The following is a 20,114-nucleotide window of genomic DNA, read 5'->3' on the forward strand; positions in this document are numbered from 1 at the left end:
GTGCGCGCATTATTTGTGCACGTATGGGATTTGATTATGAACTCCGTTTTTATTGTCGACGATCACCCTGTCATCCGCCTTGCGGTTCGAATGCTACTGGAACATGAAGGTTACAAAGTCGTCGGCGAAACTGACAATGGGGTCGATGCAATGCAGATGGTTCGCGAATGCATGCCTGACCTGATCATCCTAGACATCAGCATTCCCAAACTGGATGGGCTGGAAGTTCTTTCCCGTTTCAACGCCATGAGCACACCCTTAAAAACACTGGTATTAACTGCACAGTGTCCGACACTTTTCGGTATTCGCTGCATGCAGTCCGGTGCATCGGGCTATGTATGCAAACAGGAAGACCTCAGTGAACTGATGAGTGCGATCAAAGCAGTTTTATCTGGTTACAACTACTTCCCCAGTCAAGCGTTGAACCCTGTTCGTCATGACGACGCGCGCTGGGCCGACCTGGAATTGTTCAAATCCGTTAATGATCGAGAACTGATGGTATTACAACTTTTCGCCCAGGGTCGTACAAACAAAGAAATTGCCAAGGGCATGTTTCTCAGCAACAAGACGGTCAGCACTTATAAAAAACGACTGATGCAGAAACTCAAGGCCAAATCCCTGGTTGAACTCATCGATATGGCAAAACGTAACGCGTTAGTGTGAGAAACAGGATGCCCAGCCGTTTCAAGGATTGCCTGATACTCATGGCCGCGGGCTTATGCCTGAGCACTTCAGTACTCGCGGCTCAGACAGCCAGCGAACACTACGCCCTACTCAGTCGTTCAACGGCCGGGCACATGGAAGTCCAGCTGGATACCTCACAACGACAATGGGTCACAGACAAACGTGAATTGATCCTGGGTACATCGGCCCCGGATTATCCTCCTTTCGACCTGACCCTCAGCGGCCACGACTATGAAGGTTTCACCGCCGATTACGCAGGCATCCTCGGCAAGGCCATAGGGTTGCCGGTCAAGGTTCAGCGCTTCGCCTCCCGAGGGGCCGCTATCGAGGCGCTGGAGAAAGGCCAGGTCGACATGCTTGGCACCGCCAATGGGTTCGAGGCCGACAATGCCGACATTGCCCTATCCACGCCTTATGCGGTGGATCAACCCGTACTGGTGACACGAGAAGGAGAAACCAGATCGCTGACCGATGGGCTTGCCGGCATGCGGCTCAGCATGGTGTATCACTATCTGCCTCTGGACGAAGTCAGGGCGCTGTATCCGAAGGCAATCATCACCTCTTACCCGTCCTACCAGAATGCAATCAATGCGGTTGCCTTCGACCAGGCCGACGTTTTTCTCGGCGACACCATTTCAACCCACTACATGATCAACAAGGGGTATTTGAACAACATCCGCATGGCCAACTTCGGTAAACACGAAGCCCATGGTTTCAGCTTCGCCGTGCAGAAGGACAATCCGGATCTGCTCGCTATCATCAACGCAGTACTCAAGGCCATCCCCACCAGCGAGCGAGAAAACATCGCCAAACGCTGGAGTGCCGGCAGCGACATTCTTCTCACCGACCACAAGCTGCAACTCAGCCACCGTGAAGAGCGCTGGCTGGCACAACATCCAGTCGTGCGCGTCGTGGTCAATGAAGCGTTTGCGCCACTGACGTTTTTCGATAGCGACGGCAACTTTCGGGGCGTCACGGCTGATCTGCTCGAGCTGATCAGATTGCGCACCGGTTTGCGTTTCGAAATCCAGCGTAGCCGAAGCGATGACGAGATGATCGAGCAGATCGCTAACCATCAGGCCGATCTGATCGCCGCCCTGCTCCCCAGCGTTCAACGTGAAACGACGTTGAGCTTCAGCCGTCCCTATCTGGAAAACTCCTTTGTGCTGCTGACGCGCAAAGCGGCCGACAGCCCGACAAACCTCACGCAATTGCAGGATAAACGCCTGGCCATCGCCCAAGGCAACCCACTGGTGGATTACCTGCGCAGCGAGTTTCCGCGAATCAACCTGGTTGAAACCCCGGACACGTTCAGTGCCGTTGAGTTGCTCGCCGAGGGCCAGGCAGAAGGTGCGGTGAACTCACTGGTGATCGCCAACTACTTCATCTCATCGCGGATCTTCGAACAGACACTTCAGATCAGCACCACCATCGGTACCCGACAGGCAGCGTTTTCCCTGGCGACCGGGCGCGACGCCAAGGAACTGAATGCCATCCTCGACAAGGCACTGCTGAGCATCGCCCCCGAAGAGCTGGGCATCATCAACAACCGCTGGCGCGGCTATTCAGCAGCCTCGCAAAGTACCTGGCGCAACTATCATCGCGTGTTCTATCAGATCGTTATAGGCGCCGGTGTGTTGCTGCTGATATCCGTTGCCTGGAACGCCTATATGAGGCGCCAGATCAAACAGCGGCAGGCGGCCGAGCGCGCTTTGAACGATCAGCTGGAATTCATGCGATCGCTGGTCAATGGCACGCCTCATCCCATTTACGTGCGTGATCGCCAGGGATTGCTGCAAAGCTGCAACGACAGCTACCTGGAAGCCTTCCGTGCAAAACGCGAAGACATCATCGGTAAAGGCGTCATACCGGGCACCCTTGGCAACCTCTTCGAAGCACGGGAATATCAGGCGGACTACCAGCGCGTCATGGCCGAGGGAACGCCGCTGATTCTCGACCGTCCGTTGCACATCGAAGACCGCAAGCTGACGATCTATCACTGGATTCTTCCCTATCGCGACTCGAGCGGTGACGTGCAGGGCATCATTGGCGGCTGGATCGACATCAGCGAACGCCGGCAACTGTTCGATGAACTACGGGCCGCGAAGGAACAAGCCGATGCTGCCAACCGAGCTAAAAGCACCTTTCTGGCGACCATGAGTCATGAGATCCGCACGCCCATGAATGCAATCATCGGCATGCTCGAACTGACGCTCAAACGTATCGATCACAGTCATCCGGATCGCCCCGCCATCGACGTCGCGTACCACTCGGCGAAAGACCTGCTGGAACTGATCGGGGACATTCTTGATATTGCGCGCATCGAATCCGGGCGTCTGAACCTGAGCCCGGAGCGCGTCAATCTGGCTGAAACCGTAGCCTCGGTGGTGCGGATTTTCGACGGGTTGGCCCGGCAGAAAAATCTCGGACTGCAACTGGAGTTCAGCCCTGCCAAACCGACCACCGATGTCGTGTTGGACCCGATGCGCTTCAAGCAGGTGCTGTCCAATCTGATCAGCAATGCCATCAAGTTCACGCAACAGGGCCAGGTCAGGATCAGCGTCGAGTTGCAGTCGACCGACGAGCCCGACCGGGTCCAGTTGCAGTTACTGGTGGAAGACAGTGGCGCAGGAATCAGCGAGCAGGATCAACAGCGGTTGTTCGAGCCTTTCGTCCAGGCCGATAACTCCGGCCAGTTAGCCAGAGGCGGTGCGGGGCTGGGCCTGGTGATCAGTCGCAATCTGTGCGAAATGATGGGCGGCAGCCTGCAATTGAACAGTCAGTCGGGCGTCGGCACGCAGGTCCGCATTTCGCTGAACCTGGCCACCCTGCCGACGGAACGGATGCCGGAATCTGTCGAGCCGCAAATCCAGCCAAGCACTACCCCCTTGAACGTGCTGGTGGTCGATGATCATCCGGCCAATCGCTTGCTCATGTGTCAGCAACTGGAGTTTCTGGGGCATCGGTTCAACGTCGCAGCGGATGGCAAGGCGGGGTTCGAAGCCTGGAAGAGCCAGCCATTCGACCTGGTGATTGCCGATTGCAACATGCCGATCATGAATGGATATGAGCTGGCCAGGGCCATTCGCCAACATGAACAGCACCTGCAACGCCCTCCCTGTACCATTCTGGGTTTCACCGCCAACGCACAGCCGGAGGAAAGACAACGCTGCAAACTGGCCGGGATGGACGATTGCCTGTTCAAACCCCTCAGCCTGACGGCCTTGAGCCAGAGGGTCGAAGGCATCACGCCGACGGTCCGCGCACCCGCCTTCAGTCTGGAGGGACTGCACCTGTTGACCGGTGGCAACCCGACACTGAACCAGCGATTGTTGACCGAACTGCTGAACAGCACCCGCCTGGACCGCAAAGCGCTGCTGGCGTTATCCGAGTCAAAGGACCGGCAATCACTCCTCGACATTGCCCACAAAATCAAGGGCGCGGCCCGAATCGTCCAGGCCTGCCGACTGATCGACAGCTGCGAGGCGCTCGAACAGGCCTGCAATAACAGACTCCACCACGATGAAGTGGCCGATTGCAGCAAGGCCATGGAGCGCGCCATGCTCGAACTGGAGCAATCATTGCAACAACAGATGGCACGCCATGACAAAAGCACAATGAAGGAGCATTAACTATGCTTGGGGGCTGAGCAGTGTGTTAATCATCATGGAGAAAGCTGCAATGCCCAGCCCACTGCGCCCGGATCAACGCCGGTTTCCTCTGCACATCCATATCAGCGTGATGTTCACCTTCCTGTTGTTACTGACCGGGGTGGTACTGGGTATTTTCAACTATGGGCAAACCACCCATATCATCCTTTCCAGCAGCGAAAAACTCTTCAACCGCATCGAGCAGGATGTCCGTCTGGACCTGCACCGCACCTATCAGCCGATTCGTCATCTGCTCAACCTGCTGGCGGACAACCCGGCGACCCAGGCGCCTGACCTTGAGCAACGCCTGGCGTTGCTCAAGCCCTTCAGCCAATCGCTCAAGGACAATCCCGATCTGGCCTCGCTGTACCTGGGCTACGCCAATGGCGACTTCTTCATGGTTCGCCCCCTGCGTACCGTCACCCTGAAAACACAGGTCAAGGCACCGGCCACGGCGACGTATCAGGTGTGGAGCATCGAACACCCAGGCGCCGGCCAGATCCGCTCCCAATCATTGTTTTTCGATCAGAACCTGGCCCTTGTCAGCCGCCAGGACAACCCCGACGAGACCTACGATCCCCGTACCCGCGCCTGGTTCTCCAGCGCCCTCGGCAACCACGATCAGATCACCACTGAGCCCTACCTTTTTTTCTCCACCCACAACGTCGGCACCACACTGGCCCGGCGCAGTGGCGAGCATGCAGTGATGGGGGCCGACCTCACGCTGGCTGAACTGTCCGCGACCCTGGCCGAACATGTGGTGACCCCCAGTACCGAAATTGTGCTGTTCGATGCCCAGGGCAATGCCATCGCTTACCCCGACAGCAGCAAGCTGATCGTCGACGATCAGACCGCCCGGTTGATCAAAGCCGCCGATCTGAGCCCCACGCTCGCGGCTCTGCTCACCAGCCCCTCCGAGGTCAATCGCTTGAACACCGCGGGCCGCCAATGGATCGTGGCGCGCAGCAGCATCCAGGAGGGTGGCCCGCAGGGACTGCAACTGGCGCTACTGGTGCCGGAGGACGAATTGCTCGTCGATGCCTACCGCATACGCTGGCAAGGCGCGTTGATTACCCTGGCGACGCTGCTGTTGTGCCTGCCGATGGGTTGGCTGACTTCGAGAATCCTGGTCAAACCCTTGCACGCCCTGGTGCAGGAAGCCGATGCGATTCGCAGTTTCGATTTCAACTTTCCCGCCTCCCGTCGCTCGCCGGTGCTTGAAGTCGACCAACTGAGCGTGTCGATGGCGCGCATGAAAGACACCCTGGCGAGTTTTTTCCAGATTACCGACAGCCTGAGCGCCGAGACCCGTTTCGCCCCGTTGCTGCAACGGGTGTTGTTTGAAACCGTAAAGATCGGCCAGGCCCAGGCCGGTCTGCTCTACCTGCGGGAAAGTGATGACGATCGCGTGGAGCCTCATGCGCTGGTCATCCATGGCAGCTCACAGGCGTTGTCATCATTCGATATTCAAGGACACACGCCTCAGGATCCGCTGAGCCCTCAATGGATGCAGGAACTGTCGAATACCAACAATGTTGTCAGCCACCTCGGCTTCGAACAGGCAGGGGACCTGCAGAAGGTTTTGCTCGCGCTGGAGTGCCCTCGGGTTCATCTGATCGGTATCCGGCTGCACAATCGTCATAACGAAACCGTCGGGCTGCTGGTCCTGCTGCTGGCCGACAGCGGCACGCAGGAAGATCTGGAAAAACTTCGCCCGGACCGCATCGCGTTTCTCCAGGCGGTTTCCGGTGCAGCCGCCGTGAGTATCGAAAGTCAGCGCCTGCAAGCCAAACAGAAGCAGCTGCTGGACTCTTTTATTCAACTGCTGGCTGGCGCGATCGATGCCAAAAGTCCCTATACCGGCGGTCATTGCCAGCGGGTGCCGGCACTGACGCTGATGCTGGCGCAGGCCGCCGCAGCCAGTCAGGCCCCGGCCTTCAGCAGCTATCGGCCCACCGACGATGAGTGGGAAGCCCTGCACATCGCTGCCTGGCTGCATGATTGCGGCAAGATCACCACGCCTGAATACGTGGTCGACAAAGCCACGAAGCTTGAGACCCTGAACGACCGCATCCACGAAATCCGCACACGGTTCGAAGTGCTCAAGCGTGATGCCTGGATCAACTATTGGCAGGCCATCGCCCTAGGGGGTGACGAGCAGCCTCTGACGCAATTACGCAATGCCAACCTGGCGGCGCTGGATGATGATTTCGCGTTCATTGCCCGCTGCAATCTTGGCAGCGAGGCCATGGCCGAGGCCGATCTGCAACGCCTGAACACCATCGCCAAACGCACCTGGACCCGAACCCTGGACGATCGACTGGGGGTTTCGTGGGAAGAGAACCGTCGTCAGGCACGGACCCCGCCGCCGACTCTGCCGGTCAGCGAGCCGCTGCTGGCGGATAAACCCGAACACTTGCTCGAACGCGCCGACAGTGAACTGATTCCGGCCGACAATCCGTGGGGATTCAAGCTTGACGTGCCACGCTACAAGTACAACCGGGGCGAGCTCTACAACCTGAGCATCACCCGAGGCACCCTGACTCGCGAGGAGCGTTACATCATCAATCACCACATGGTGCAGACGATACTGATGCTCAGTCACCTGCCCTTCCCCGGCCACCTCAGTAACATCGCGGAGATCGCCGGTGGCCACCACGAAAAAATGGACGGCACCGGTTATCCCAAACGGTTGAAGCGCGAAGACATGAGCTTGCCGGCGCGGATGATGGCGATTGCCGATATTTTCGAAGCGCTGACCGCCGCCGATCGCCCCTACAAGAAAGCCAAGTCCTTGAGCGAAGCGCTGGGCATCATGGCCACCATGTGCCGTGACGCCCACATTGACGCTGAGTTGTTCGGGCTGTTCATCAACGACGAAGTCTACTTGCAGTATGCCAACCGTTTTCTCGACCCACGACAGATTGATGCAGTCGACCCGTCAAGCCTGTTGATCAAGGCCGGCTTGAAGACCTGATCAGCAGTCAGTCAGACGCAAGAAAATCGCTGCCAGTTGCTCGATACCGGCCTGATCTTCAGCGGTAAAACGTGCAAGTTTCGGGCTGTCGAGGTCCAGCACACCGATCAGTCGACCGTCCTTGACCAGCGGTACCACCAGCTCACTGTTCGAGGCACTGTCGCACGCGATGTGCCCGGGGAACGCATGTACATCTTCGACCCGTTGAGTCTGCAAGGTGGCCGCTGCCGCCCCGCACACACCGCGACCGAATGGAATTCGTACACAGGCGATCTGCCCCTGAAACGGGCCAAGCACCAGTTCTTCGTTGCGATTAAGGTAGAAGCCGGCCCAGTTCAGGTCATCGAGCTGGTTGAACAGAAACGCCGAAAATTGTGCGGCATTGGCGATAAAGTCACGCTCGTCTGCCAGCAGTGATTCCAGCTGCGCCCACAGCATGCCGTAGCCCTCCAGGCCCTGGCCGCTCTTTTGTAAATCGATCATGCCTTGTGCTCCAACAGCTTCAGCCCGACCCAATAGCGGGCAAATTGATACGCGCAACGTCCGTTGCGATTGCCCCGGCCCGTGGCCCAGCGCACTGCGAGGATGTCCAGCTCTTCGTCACGCTGCCACTCAAGGCCAGCCTTGTCGGCCAATTGGCCGATCCAGTGTTCGACGACGTTGAGGAAATGCTCCTGAGTAAACGGATAGAACGACAGCCACAGGCCAAAACGGTCCGACAGCGCGATCTTGTCTTCCACCGCCTCACTGGGATGGAGTTCGCCATCGACCCTTTTCCAGTTCTCGTTATCGCTTTCCTTTTCCGGCACCAGATGGCGACGGTTGGAGGTGGCGTACAGCAGAACGTTATCTGGCGCCTGTTCGAGAGAACCATCGAGCACGCTCTTGAGCACGCGGTAATCGCCCTCGCCCGAATCGAACGACAGGTCATCGCAAAACAGCACAAAGCGCTGAGGCAACTTGGCGATCTGCTCGACCACGCGCGGCAAGTCCGCCAGGTGATCGCGTTCGATCTCGATCAGCCGCAGGCCACTTTTGGCGTGTTCCGACAGCAAGGCGCGCACCAGCGACGATTTACCGGTGCCTCGCGAACCCCAGAGCAAAGCATGGTTGGCCGGCATGCCGTCGAGGAACTGGCGGGTGTTGCGGCCCAGTTGCTCCAGTTGCCGGTCAACGCCGATCAAGTCGGACAAACGCGTGTCCAGGCTGACTTGCAGCGGCAACAGAAAACCGCTGCGCCCTTCGCGCTGCCAGCGTGCGGCCAGGCAGTGCGTCCAGTCGATGGCTTGCCGAGGCGCAGGGAGCAGCGGCTCGATGCGGGCCAAAACGGCATCGGCGCGTTCAAGAAAAGCATTCAATCGGGAATCCACGTCTTCTCCTCGGGCACGTTCAAGGTAATGATGGCGATACAGCGACGAAACACAGCGTCTATACCCCTACAAGTGTTTTGCCAGAACATCGGTATCCATTGATGATCGACTATGCTTGAGCAGCGAAGGGAAACGGAAGTGGTTCAACATCCCATGGATATCAAGTTCAGCCACCGGCTGTCATACAAACAAGCCAGGCTTACGGTGCTGGCTGGATTCATTCTGGGCACGCTGCTCAGCCTGCTGCAAATAGGCATCGATTATGCCAGCGAAGATGCCTCCATCAACCGCGAAATACTGTCGTTGCTGGAAATCAGTCATAACCCCGCATCTCGCATCGCCTACAACATCGATGCCGAACTTGCTCAGGAACTGGCCCTGGGTCTGTTGCGCTCCCCGGCAATCATCGGCGCGCAATTGACCGACAACAACAATACCGTGCTGGCCAGCGTCAAACGTCCGGGCCTGGAAAACAGTGACCGGATGATCAGCGACTTCCTGTTCGGCGCCAACCGGCAGTTCGCAGACCGCCTTTACCTCGACCACTTGCCCGACGAATCCCTCGGGACCTTGCAACTGGAAGTCGATACCTACACCTTTGGCAGTCGTTTCCTGCGCCGGGCCGAAGTGACCCTGCTCAACGGCTTCGCGCGCAGCCTGATTCTCACGGGCATTCTGCTGGCGCTGTTTTATGTGATGCTGACCAAACCGCTGGTGCGGGTTATCCGCGAACTCAGTGGCCGTGATCCGCGCAGCGCGGAACCGACGTTGCTGGAGTGTCCGACGGGGCATGAAAACGATGAAATCGGGGTCTTGGTCAAGGTCGCCAATCAGCAGTTTGAAAACATAGCCACTGAAATCCAGCAACGGCGAAACGCCGAAAACCGCCTGACCGACTACCTCTCGCAACTGGAAAACATCGTCTCGGCCCGCACCGCGGAACTCAAGGCGATCAATTCCCGCCTCAGCCAATCGAACGAAGAGCTGGAGGTCGCCCGCAGCACTGCCCTGGACATGGCCGAAGCGCGTTCGGTATTCCTGGCCAACATGAGTCATGAAATCCGCACGCCCCTCAACGGTCTGTTGGGGATGATCGCGCTCTCGCTGGACGGCCCGCTCAATGCCGAGCAGCAACAACAGCTGTCCATCGCCCATGACTCGGGCAAAGTGCTGGTGGAACTGCTCAACGATATTCTCGACCTGTCGAAGTTCGATGCCGGCCAGCTCGAACTCGAACACATTCCGTTCGACCTTGGTTCGCTAATCGAAGACACCGCCAACCTGCTGTCCCAGAACGCCGCGCCGAGTGTCGAGCTGGCATGCCTGATCGACCCGCAATTTCCCGCACTGGTGCTCGGTGATCCGACCCGGGTCCGGCAGATCGTCAGTAACTTGTTGTCCAACGCCCTCAAGTTCACCCGTTTCGGACGGGTCGATGTGCGTCTTTCAACGTTCGAAGACGGTGTGCGAATCGAAGTCTGCGACACTGGCATCGGCATCGCCCAGGACGCGCAGGTGAAAATCTTCCAGCCCTTCACCCAGGCCGGTGCCGGTATTACCCGGCAATTTGGCGGCACCGGGTTGGGCCTGGCGCTGACTTATAGCCTCTGCGAAGCCATGCAAGGGCGTCTGACGATCAGCTCGGAAGCGGGCTTCGGCAGCCAGTTCTGCGCCGACCTGCCCCTGCCCTGCCATACCCGGGCCATTTCCCCGGCCGCACTGCGGGGCAACATCGTCGCGATCACCGCCGCCAGCAGCGGTCTGGCAGAACTGCTGCACAGTCTGCTGCCCAGCTGGGGGCTCGACTATCAGCAGCGTTCCATCGATGACCGGTTGATCGGGCTAAAGCCGGATGTGCTGATCACCGACTGCCCCGAATGCCTGTTTGGCCTGCGCCCTACCTTCACCGCGCCGATTCTGCTGGTGACCGCCTACGGCAGTTTCCTGCCCAGCGACCAAGTCAACGCCCTCGCGCCCTTGCAGCAACAGGCTCGACCTCTGGCGCGCAATGCGCTTTACCAGACATTGCGGCGGATCCTGCAGCCGGAACTCACCACCATCAACGGGGCGCGGATCGAAGCCATCTCACCCCTGCGACGCGGACGCATCCTGCTGGTAGAAGACAACCCGGTCAATCAGTTGGTGGCCAAGGGCATGCTCGGAAAACTCGGTTGCGAGGTGAGTGTCGCGGCCCACGGCGGCGAAGCGCTGGATCAGCTTGAGCAGAGCGAATTCGATCTGGTGCTGATGGACTGCAACATGCCGGTGATGGATGGCTATGAAGCCAGTCGGCAGATTCGTCGCAGCGGGCGCTGGCCACAGCTGCCCATCGTCGCCCTGACCGCCAACGCCATGTCCGAAGAGCGTGAACGCTGCCGTGCGGCGGGCATGAGTGACTACCTGGCCAAGCCTTTTCGCAGGGAGGAACTGGCCGCCCTGCTCGACTTGTGGATACCCACTACGACAGCGCTTTGATTTGCCCCAGCAGGTGATCGAGGCCATCGCGCAGATCATTCAGGCGATCCAGATCGACGCCGCTATCGCATAACAGCCGGGCCTTGAGCGGCCCGACCTGATCACGCAAAGCCTTGCCGGCGGGCGACAGGCTCAAGTGCACCTCACGTTCATCGCGCGCCGAACGCTGACGCTGCACCAGTTGCAGTTGCTCAAGGCGCTTGAGCAGCGGCGTCAAGGTTCCAGAGTCCAGCGCCAGGCGCTCACCCAGGGCCTTGACCGTCGGCTGCTCCGGCGCCGTCTCCTGCCATTCCCACAACACCAGCATCGCCAGGTATTGCGGGTAAGTCAGGCCCAACTGATCGAGCATAGGCTTGTAGGCACGGATCACCGCCCGCGATGCGGCATACAGCTTGAAGCAGAGCTGACTGTCGAGCTTCAGTGAATCAACTGACAACGTATTCATTTGAGCAGGGCTTCGATCTCGCGGCTCAGGTCCTGCGGCTTGGTCGCCGGAGCAAAGCGCTTGACCAACTTGCCGTCCTTGCCGATCAGGAATTTGGTGAAGTTCCACTTGATGCCCTGGGATCCCAGTACGCCCGGTGCGCGTTTTTTCAGCTGAACGAACAGTGGATGGGCGCCGGCACCATTCACTTCAATCTTCTTGAACAGCGGGAAGCTCACCCCGTAGTTCAACTCGCAGAACTCGGAAATCGCCCCCTCGTTGCCCGGCTCTTGCTTGCCGAACTGATTGCAGGGAAAGCCGAGCACCACCAGGCCTTGATCCTTGTAGGTCTGCCACAACTCTTCGAGACCTTTGTATTGCGGGGTGAACCCGCATTTACTGGCGGTGTTGACCACCAGCACTGCTTTGCCGGCGAAATCGGCCAGGGTCTTTTGCTCGCCCTTGATGGTGGTGCAAGGGATGCTCAGCAGGTTGTCGCTCATGGCACGAACTCCGAGAGAAGGAAGAAAGACCAAACATAGCGAGCAATTGAATTGTGTGCAATTTAAAATATTGAACGCCGTTCATCTGTAGAAGCGAAGCTTGCTCGCGAAGGCGCCGGGCCAGTCAACATCAGTGTTGAATGCCAAGACGCCTTCGCGAGCAAGCTTCGCTCCTACGGGGCTCGCCTTACTCGCGGGGAACCAGGTCCAGGCACACCGAGTTGATGCAGTAACGCAGACCAGTGGGCGGCGGACCATCCGGGAACACATGCCCAAGGTGCGCATCGCACTTGGCGCAGACCACTTCGGTGCGGATCATGCCGTGGCTGACATCACGGATCTCGACCATCGCGCTGTCGCCGATCGGCGCGTAGAAGCTCGGCCAGCCGCAGCCGGAATCGAATTTGGTCTTTGAGTCGAACAGCGGCGCGTTACAGCAGATGCAGTGGTAGACACCGTCGGTTTTGGTGCCGTTGTATTTACCGGAGAATGGCCGCTCGGTGCCCTTGAGGCGGCAAACGTTGTACTGCTCCGGATCAAGCATGGCCCGCCATTCTTCCAGGGTTTTTTCCAACTTTTCCATTGTTACACCTCAGCAGCTGAAAAAGCCCGATCTGTACCTTTTCCACGGATCGGGCGGCACGTATGATTGCGCCTCGTCAAACGCCAGTCTGGCAGCCAGACCACGTGCATTCAAACGGATTTATGAGTGCCGCCACTCAAGGTGTCAGGCCTGTGTGAATACGCAGGATTCCCAGTACGGTCGTTCATACGCCGCCTGGATCGTTCATTTTCGGGAACACATCGCCATGCAGGTCAGCAAATCGAACAAGCTCGCCAACGTCTGCTACGACATTCGCGGCCCAGTGCTCAAGCACGCCAAACGCCTGGAAGAGGAAGGCCATCGCATCCTCAAGCTGAACATCGGCAACCCGGCGCCCTTTGGTTTCGAAGCGCCGGATGAAATCCTTCAGGACGTGATCCGCAACCTGCCGACCGCCCAGGGCTACAGCGACTCCAAGGGCCTGTTCAGCGCCCGCAAGGCCGTGATGCAGTACTACCAGCAAAAGCAGGTGGAAGGCGTCGGCATCGAAGACATCTACCTGGGCAACGGCGTTTCCGAACTGATCGTGATGTCGATGCAGGCCCTGCTCAACAACGGCGACGAAGTGCTGGTGCCGGCTCCCGACTATCCGCTGTGGACTGCCGCAGTAAGCCTGGCGGGCGGCAACCCGGTGCATTACCTGTGCGACGAGCAGGCCAACTGGTGGCCGGACCTGGCCGACATCAAGGCCAAGATCACCCCGAACACCAAGGCGCTGGTTATCATCAACCCGAATAACCCGACCGGTGCGGTGTACTCGAAGGAAGTGCTGCTGGGCATGCTGGAACTGGCCCGCCAGCACAATCTGGTGGTGTTCTCCGACGAGATCTACGACAAGATCCTGTACGACGATGCCGTACACATCTGCACCGCCTCACTGGCGCCGGACTTGCTGTGCCTGACCTTCAACGGCCTGTCCAAGTCCTATCGCGTGGCCGGCTTCCGTTCCGGCTGGATCGCCATTTCCGGTCCGAAACACCATGCACAGAGCTACATCGAAGGCATCGACATGCTGGCCAACATGCGCCTGTGTGCCAACGTGCCGAGCCAGCACGCCATCCAGACCGCGCTGGGCGGCTATCAGAGCATCAACGATCTGGTGCTGCCGCAAGGGCGTCTGCTGGAACAGCGCAATCGTACCTGGGAGCTGCTGAACGACATTCCGGGCGTTAGCTGCGTCAAGCCGATGGGCGCGCTGTATGCGTTCCCGCGGATCGATCCGAAAGTCTGCCCGATCCACAACGACGAGAAATTCGTGCTCGATCTGCTGCTCTCGGAGAAGCTGCTGGTGGTACAAGGCACGGCCTTCAACTGGCCATGGCCGGACCACTTCCGTGTGGTCACCCTGCCACGACTCGACGACCTGGATCAGGCAATCGGCCGGATCGGTAACTTCCTCAAATCCTATCGCCAGTAAGTGGCCTGTCACCGTGCGACGCGGGTTAAAGTCGCACGGTGATTAATTCAGCAACACATCTGTGCACCCTACCCTGTATCGTTGTTTCAAGCGCTGACGGACGACACGTTTCATGCCCGCGCCTAACAACGGCGGGGGCCTGCGACGCTAATTGGCTGACAACCGTTTCCCATGCCGACGTCGGAAATGCCCTTCAAGCCGCTAGACTGTTGTTGTAGGACACAGTTTGAAATAGTCACTCGGTTGAATAGCCCGGTGCAGCACCTTATATACCCCGCAGTACGCTACATCTTTAGCACGAGGAGATTTCTACAACCATGATGCGCATTTTGCTGTTTTTGGCCACTAACCTGGCGGTCGTGCTGATTGCCAGCATCACCCTGAGCCTTTTCGGCTTCAACGGGTTCATGGCGGCCAATGGGGTTGATCTCAACCTCAATCAGCTGCTGATTTTCTGTGCGGTCTTTGGTTTCGCCGGCTCCCTGTTCTCGCTGTTCATCTCCAAGTGGATGGCGAAAATGAGCACCAGCACCCAGATCATCAGCCAGCCGCGCACCCGGCACGAGCAATGGCTGCTGCAAACTGTCGAGCAATTGTCCCGCGAAGCCGGGATCAAGATGCCCGAAGTCGGGATTTTCCCGGCCTATGAAGCCAACGCCTTCGCCACCGGCTGGAACAAGAACGACGCACTGGTCGCGGTCAGCCAGGGCTTGCTCGAGCGTTTCTCGCCGGATGAAGTGAAAGCCGTTCTGGCCCACGAAATCGGCCACGTGGCCAATGGCGACATGGTTACCCTGGCGTTGATCCAGGGCGTGGTGAACACCTTCGTGATGTTCTTCGCCCGGATCATCGGTAACTTTGTCGACAAGGTGATCTTCAAGAACGAAGAAGGCCAAGGTATCGCCTACTACGTAGCGACCATCTTCGCCGAACTGGTTCTGGGCATTCTGGCCAGCGCCATTGTCATGTGGTTCTCGCGCAAGCGTGAATTCCGGGCCGATGATGCCGGCGCACGCCTGGCGGGTACCAGCGCAATGATCGGCGCCCTGCAGCGTCTGCGTGCAGAACAAGGGCTGCCGGTGCACATGCCGGACACGCTGAATGCCTTCGGCATCAACGGTGGTCTCAAACAAGGGTTCGCCCGTATGTTCATGAGCCACCCGCCGCTGGAAGAGCGCATTGACGCATTGCGTCGTCGGGGCTGACAGGCTCCGCACCAAAAGAAAAGGCCCGCAGCGCGATGCGGGCCTTTTTTTTGTTTGTTTGATTAGTGCGGTGCTCTTCAGGGCCTCTTCGCGGGCAAGCCCGCTCCCACAGTTGACCGCGTGATCTGAATGGGCGCGGTCCACTGTGGGAGCGGGCTTGCTCGCGAAGAGGCCAGCAAACTCAACACACCTTAATGGTTAATGGCTGGCAACCCGATAGACTCGCTCCTCCAGCCGCGTGACTCCGGCCTCGAGAAACTTCCAGCTCTCACCCAGGACGTCTTGGTCTTCCAGAATCTTCAGCGCCCACACATCGCCGAACAACCGCTGCACCTCATCATCCAGCACCGCAAACGGCGGCCCGTCCATCTGCGCCTGGTCGTAATCCAGGGTAATCAACAGCCCCAGAGAATCCTTCGGCAGAATGCGAATCAAATGAGCCGCGTATTGCTCACGCATCGCCGGCGGCAGAGCAATCAATGCCGCGCGGTCGTACAAACCGCTGCAGTCGGCCACATCGCCTGCCGTCAACTCAAAGAAATCGCCACACCACAACTCGATTGAACCGGCACGGTAGACCTTGAACGGCCCCTGCTCACTGACGTCCGGGTCAAATTGATGCTCACTGAAGAAATCCTCCACGGCCTTTTCCGACAGCTCAATCCCCAAGACCTCATGACCTTGGTGCGCCAGCCACAACAGATCCAGGCTTTTCCCACACAGCGGCACCAGCACGCGAGCGCCCTCTTCCAGGCCCAACGCTGGCCAGAACCGTTGCAGATAAGGATTCACTTCCGGCAGATGAAAGCCGATCTGATTCGACGCCCATCGTTTGTGCCAAAACTCCGGCTGCATAATTAACCCCGAAAAATTCGATCAAAAGACCCTAAAACTTATATTAGATTTAGATCAATGATCTGACTGAAGATGGTGCCATCTTACTCTCAGGAGCTCATTCATGTTCCCCAGCCTGTATATCTCTCATGGCTCTCCGATGCTAGCCCTGGAACCGGGCGCCAGCGGGCCGGCCCTCGCGCGCCTGGCCGCCGCATTGCCGAAACCCAAAGCCATCGTGATAGTTTCCGCGCACTGGGAAAGCAGTGAACTGCTGGTCAGCGGCAACCCTCAGCCTGAAACCTGGCACGACTTCGGCGGCTTTCCCCAGGCCTTGTTCGAGGTGCAATACCCGGCCCTGGGCAATCCGCAACTGGCGGCGGAGGTGGTCGAGCTGCTGAAGGCCGATGGCCTGCCGGCGCGCATCGACGCCCAGCGACCGTTCGATCATGGCGTTTGGGTGCCCTTGTCGTTGATGTATCCGCGAGCTGATATCCCGGTGGTGCAGGTCTCGCTGCCCACCCGTGGCGGCCCCGCCCTGCAAACCCGCGTCGGCCATGCCTTGGCCAGCCTGCGCGAGCACGGCGTGCTGTTGATCGGCTCCGGCAGCATCACCCACAACCTGCGGGAACTGGACTGGCATGCCGGCCCGGAAAGCGTCGAACCCTGGGCCAAGGCGTTCCGCGACTGGATGATCGAGAAGCTTGAAGCGAATGACGAAGCCGCATTGCACGACTATCGTCAGCAAGCTCCGAATGCTGTGCGCAACCATCCGAGCGACGAACATCTGCTGCCGCTGTACTTTGCCCGCGCGGCTGGGGGTGAGTTCAGCATTGTCCATCAGGGATTCACCATGGGAGCTCTGGGCATGGATATTTATCGCTTCGGATAACGTCAGGATCAAAAGATCGCAGCCTTCGGCAGCTCCTACATCGACCGCGTTCGACGAGATTCCTGTAGGAGCTGTCGAGTGAAACGAGGCTGCGATCTTTTTCCAGGCAAAAAAAATCCCCGAACCAGTCGGGGATTTTTTATGCGCGATCAATCAGCTCGAGAGCGGATCAATCTTCGCGATAGCGACGCAGCTTCAACTGCTTACCGGCAACGCGAGTGTCCTTCAGTTTGGTCAGCAGCTTCTCCAGACCATCTTCCGGCAGCTCGACGAGGCTGAAGCTGTCACGCACCTGGATGCGGCCGATGGCTTCACGCGCCAAACCGCCTTCATTCAGGATGGCACCCAGCAGGTTCTTGGCAGCGATACCATCACGCGCACCCAGCGCGGTACGGCAACGAGCACGACCTTCGGCCAATGGAACCGGAGCACGACGCTCGCGATCACCACGGTCCGGACGATCACCGGTACGCTCTGGACGATCGCCACGCGGTGCGTTGTTCGGCACCAATGGACGTTCTTTCTCGATTGCGGCCAGGGTCAGCGCCTGAGCGTTGGTTGCCTTGCGCAGCAGAGCAGCGGCCAGTGCACGCGGGGTGCAACCGATGTCGGCGGTCAGGCGATCCAGCAGATCACCGTGAGTCGATTCGGCATCAGCGACCAGCGGCGACAGGCTGTTGGTCAGTTTCTTGATGCGAGCATCGAGAACGGCCTGGGCGTCCGGCAGACGAACTTCGGCAACTTTCTGACCGGTTACACGCTCGATCACTTGCAGCATGCGGCGCTCACGAGGAGTCACCAGCAGCAGTGCACGACCTTCGCGACCGGCACGGCCGGTACGGCCGATACGGTGAACGTAGGATTCCGGGTCGTACGGCATATCAACGTTGAATACGTGAGTGATACGCGGAACGTCCAGACCACGAGCGGCAACGTCGGTCGCCACAACGATGTCCAGACGGCCATCCTTGAGGGATTCGATCACGCGCTCACGCTGGTTCTGAGCAATGTCACCGTTCAGCGCAGCGGCTTTGTAGCCTTTGGCTTCCAGGGCACTGGCCAGGTCCAGGGTCGCTTGCTTGGTGCGCACGAACATGATCAGGGCGTCGAAATCTTCCACTTCCAGCAGGCTCAATACAGCCGAGGTCTTCTGGTCAGCGTGAACCAACAGGTGAGCCTGTTCGATCGCGGTAACGGTCTGAGTCTTGGTCTGGATCTTCACGTGTTGCGGATCGCGCAGATGGCGTTCGGCAATGGCACGGATCGACTGCGGCAGGGTGGCCGAGAACAATACGGTCTGACGGGTTGCAGGCAGTGCCTTGAAGATAACTTCGAGGTCGTCCATGAAACCCAGTTTGAGCATTTCATCGGCTTCGTCGAGAACCAGGTGGTTCACGGTTGCCAGGACTTTTTCGTCACGACGCAGGTGGTCGCACAGACGGCCCGGCGTGGCGACAACGATCTGTGCGCCATTACGGATTGCTTTCAGTTGTGGGCCCATAGGCGCGCCGCCGTAAACGGCCACAACGGTAACGCCCGGCATTTGCTTGGCGTAGGTTTCGAAAGCGGTTGCTACTTGCAGCGCCAACTCACGGGTTGGCGCCAGGATCAGGGCTTGCGGCTCGCGCTTTGCAGGATCGATGCGGTGCAGGATCGGCAGGGCGAACGCGGCGGTTTTACCCGTACCGGTTTGCGCCTGACCAATCATGTCGTGACCGGCCATGATGATCGGGATCGATTGCTGCTGAATAGCCGAAGGTTCTTCGTAGCCGGTCGCAATGACAGCTGCAAGAATATTCGGATTAAGATTAAAAGCGGCGAAGCCGCCGGTTTCCTGGGTCATGGGTCTGCCTCTAAGTGCATCCGCAAAGACCCATGCTCCAAAGCTGCGCATGCCGTGTAAGACTCAAGAGTCGCCCTGGCTGCTTTGTCGGCGGGGATTTGCGAAAACGAATGAATGAAAAAGATTCGTCAAGGAAGAGTCCGCTGTGCGGACGTGCAGCCGAAGCTGGCTTCGGGGAATTGCGCTACCTAAACGCGGCCCGGTTAAAGGCCGGCGCGCACTATACCGGAATTCGCCCAAAAAGGGAGCTTTTTTTATCGGAAAAAACCGGCGCATACCGTTGTGTCACGGGCTTTTCGGATAATTGTGCGACGGTCTATTTTGCAAAGGCCCGGCCCTGCTGACGATGGCGCTAAAACGGTTCACTCTAGCGACGCAGCCCCTTCGGTCTGACACCCCCTTCCCCACCCGAGGAAATGTCCCATGAATCAGCCCAGTCCCAGTCGTGTAACCCGTGAACGACACGGTCATGTCCTGATGATCGGCCTGGATCGGGTGGCCAAACGCAATGCCTTCGACCTCGACCTGCTCAACGAACTCAGCCTGGCCTATGGTGAGTTCGAGGCCGACAGCGAGTCTCGGGTGGCGGTGGTGTTCGGTCATGGTGAGCATTTCACTGCAGGGCTCGATCTGGTCAGCGCCGGCGCCGCCCTGGCCGAAGGCTGGCAGGCGCCGCCCGGTGGCTGCGACCCATGGGGCGTGCTCGCAGGCCCTCGGGTCAGCAAACCGGTGATTGTCGCTGCGCAAGGCTACTGCCTGACCGTTGGCATCGAGCTGATGCTGGCCGCCGACATCAACCTGTGCGCCAGCAATACCCGTTTTGCCCAGAAGGAAGTGCAGCGCGGAATCTTCCCGTTTGGCGGCGCGACCTTGCGCCTGCATCAGGTCGCCGGCTGGGGCAACGCCATGCGCTGGCTGCTTACTGGCGATGAGTTCGATGCTCATGACGCCTTGCATCTGGGATTGGTGCAGGAGGTCATGGCCAGCGAGGATTTGTTGCCGCGGGCTATCGAGTTGGCTGAGCGGATTGCCCGACAGGCCCCGCTGGGGGTTCAGGCGACGCTGATGTCTGCCCGGCAGGCGCGCTATGAGGGTGAAATGGCGGCAGCTCAGGCCTTGCCGGCGCAGGTGAAAAAACTGCTGAATAGCGAGGATGCCAAGGAGGGTGTGCGGTCGATGATCGAGAAGCGGCCGGGGGTTTTCAAAGGGGTTTGAGGGATGTATTGGCTGCGAGGC

At 58.8% G+C, this 20,114-nt stretch carries 15 protein-coding genes; 8 read left to right on the forward strand and 7 right to left on the reverse strand.

The window, feature by feature from the left end; genetic code table 11:
- The first annotated feature begins 36 nt into the window (after positions 1-36).
- Genes PMI36_RS03080 through PMI36_RS03070 form a run of 3 tightly spaced genes read left to right on the forward strand, consistent with a single transcriptional unit; the run spans position 37 to position 7,311 of the window.
- Positions 37-663 (forward strand): response regulator transcription factor, encoded by a 627-nt coding sequence (locus tag PMI36_RS03080; protein WP_008075651.1) that lies wholly within the window; start codon positions 37-39, stop codon positions 661-663.
- 8 nt (positions 664-671) lie between these two features.
- Complete coding sequence (locus tag PMI36_RS03075; RefSeq protein WP_008075654.1) at positions 672-4,316, forward strand: transporter substrate-binding domain-containing protein; 3,645 nt, start codon at positions 672-674, stop codon at positions 4,314-4,316.
- 49 nt (positions 4,317-4,365) lie between these two features.
- Positions 4,366-7,311 carry an HD domain-containing phosphohydrolase gene (locus PMI36_RS03070; RefSeq protein ID WP_008075656.1) on the forward strand — a complete coding sequence of 982 codons (2,946 nt, stop codon included), beginning with the start codon at positions 4,366-4,368 and terminating at the stop codon, positions 7,309-7,311.
- On the opposite strand, the gene PMI36_RS03065 is transcribed toward PMI36_RS03070, so the two are convergent.
- On the reverse strand, positions 7,312-7,794 hold the full coding sequence (locus PMI36_RS03065; RefSeq protein WP_008075659.1) for a GAF domain-containing protein: 483 nt from the start codon (positions 7,792-7,794) through the stop codon (positions 7,312-7,314).
- On the reverse strand, positions 7,791-8,681 hold the full coding sequence (locus PMI36_RS03060) for an ATP-binding protein (protein ID WP_008075660.1): 891 nt from the start codon (positions 8,679-8,681) through the stop codon (positions 7,791-7,793). Before PMI36_RS03060 ends, PMI36_RS03065 begins: the two co-directional genes overlap by 4 nt.
- A gap of 153 nt (positions 8,682-8,834) precedes the next feature.
- Between PMI36_RS03060 and PMI36_RS03055 the strand changes: the two genes are divergently transcribed.
- Positions 8,835-11,156 carry a hybrid sensor histidine kinase/response regulator gene (locus tag PMI36_RS03055; RefSeq protein WP_032830716.1) on the forward strand — a complete coding sequence of 774 codons (2,322 nt, stop codon included), beginning with the start codon at positions 8,835-8,837 and terminating at the stop codon, positions 11,154-11,156.
- On the opposite strand, the gene PMI36_RS03050 is transcribed toward PMI36_RS03055, so the two are convergent.
- The 3 genes from PMI36_RS03050 to msrB all read right to left on the reverse strand — a co-directional run bounded on the left by PMI36_RS03050 (position 11,140) and on the right by msrB (position 12,666).
- Entirely contained in the window at positions 11,140-11,601 is a 462-nt protein-coding gene (locus PMI36_RS03050) for a MarR family winged helix-turn-helix transcriptional regulator (RefSeq protein ID WP_007895038.1), read from the reverse strand. The genes PMI36_RS03055 and PMI36_RS03050 overlap by 17 nt on opposite strands.
- On the reverse strand, positions 11,598-12,083 hold the full coding sequence (locus tag PMI36_RS03045) for a glutathione peroxidase (protein ID WP_008075665.1): 486 nt from the start codon (positions 12,081-12,083) through the stop codon (positions 11,598-11,600). Before PMI36_RS03045 ends, PMI36_RS03050 begins: the two co-directional genes overlap by 4 nt.
- A 187-nt stretch (positions 12,084-12,270) precedes the next feature.
- Positions 12,271-12,666, reverse strand: a complete 396-nt coding sequence (gene msrB / locus PMI36_RS03040; RefSeq protein ID WP_008075667.1) for a peptide-methionine (R)-S-oxide reductase MsrB — start codon at positions 12,664-12,666, stop codon at positions 12,271-12,273.
- 226 nt (positions 12,667-12,892) lie between these two features.
- Here msrB and PMI36_RS03035 point away from each other — a divergent pair, with 226 nt between their 5' ends.
- Together PMI36_RS03035 and htpX are read left to right on the forward strand one after the other, a co-directional pair.
- Positions 12,893-14,104: a pyridoxal phosphate-dependent aminotransferase gene (locus PMI36_RS03035; protein ID WP_008009397.1), complete on the forward strand. Its 1,212-nt coding sequence runs from the start codon at positions 12,893-12,895 to the stop codon at positions 14,102-14,104.
- 317 nt (positions 14,105-14,421) lie between these two features.
- The gene (gene htpX, locus PMI36_RS03030; RefSeq protein WP_008075669.1) at positions 14,422-15,309 is read left to right on the forward strand and encodes a protease HtpX; all 888 of its coding nucleotides are present in this window, start codon (positions 14,422-14,424) and stop codon (positions 15,307-15,309) included.
- Between the two features lie 198 nt (positions 15,310-15,507).
- Here htpX and PMI36_RS03025 read toward each other — a convergent pair whose 3' ends face one another.
- The gene (locus PMI36_RS03025) at positions 15,508-16,164 is read right to left on the reverse strand and encodes a thiopurine S-methyltransferase (RefSeq protein WP_008075671.1); all 657 of its coding nucleotides are present in this window, start codon (positions 16,162-16,164) and stop codon (positions 15,508-15,510) included.
- Positions 16,165-16,267: 103 nt separating this feature from the next.
- Between PMI36_RS03025 and PMI36_RS03020 the strand changes: the two genes are divergently transcribed.
- Positions 16,268-17,035, forward strand: a complete 768-nt coding sequence (locus PMI36_RS03020) for a DODA-type extradiol aromatic ring-opening family dioxygenase (protein WP_008075674.1) — start codon at positions 16,268-16,270, stop codon at positions 17,033-17,035.
- Positions 17,036-17,204: 169 nt separating this feature from the next.
- Here the strand turns inward: PMI36_RS03020 and PMI36_RS03015 are convergent, their stop codons facing one another.
- Complete coding sequence (locus PMI36_RS03015; protein WP_007943712.1) at positions 17,205-18,878, reverse strand: DEAD/DEAH box helicase; 1,674 nt, start codon at positions 18,876-18,878, stop codon at positions 17,205-17,207.
- Positions 18,879-19,301: 423 nt separating this feature from the next.
- On the opposite strand from PMI36_RS03015, the gene PMI36_RS03010 reads away from it, so the two are divergent.
- Positions 19,302-20,093, forward strand: a complete 792-nt coding sequence (locus PMI36_RS03010) for a crotonase/enoyl-CoA hydratase family protein (RefSeq protein ID WP_008075677.1) — start codon at positions 19,302-19,304, stop codon at positions 20,091-20,093.
- Positions 20,094-20,114 lie beyond the last annotated feature (21 nt).

The sequence above is a fragment of the Pseudomonas sp. GM79 genome, from assembly GCF_000282495.1.
GTDB lineage: Bacteria > Pseudomonadota > Gammaproteobacteria > Pseudomonadales > Pseudomonadaceae > Aquipseudomonas.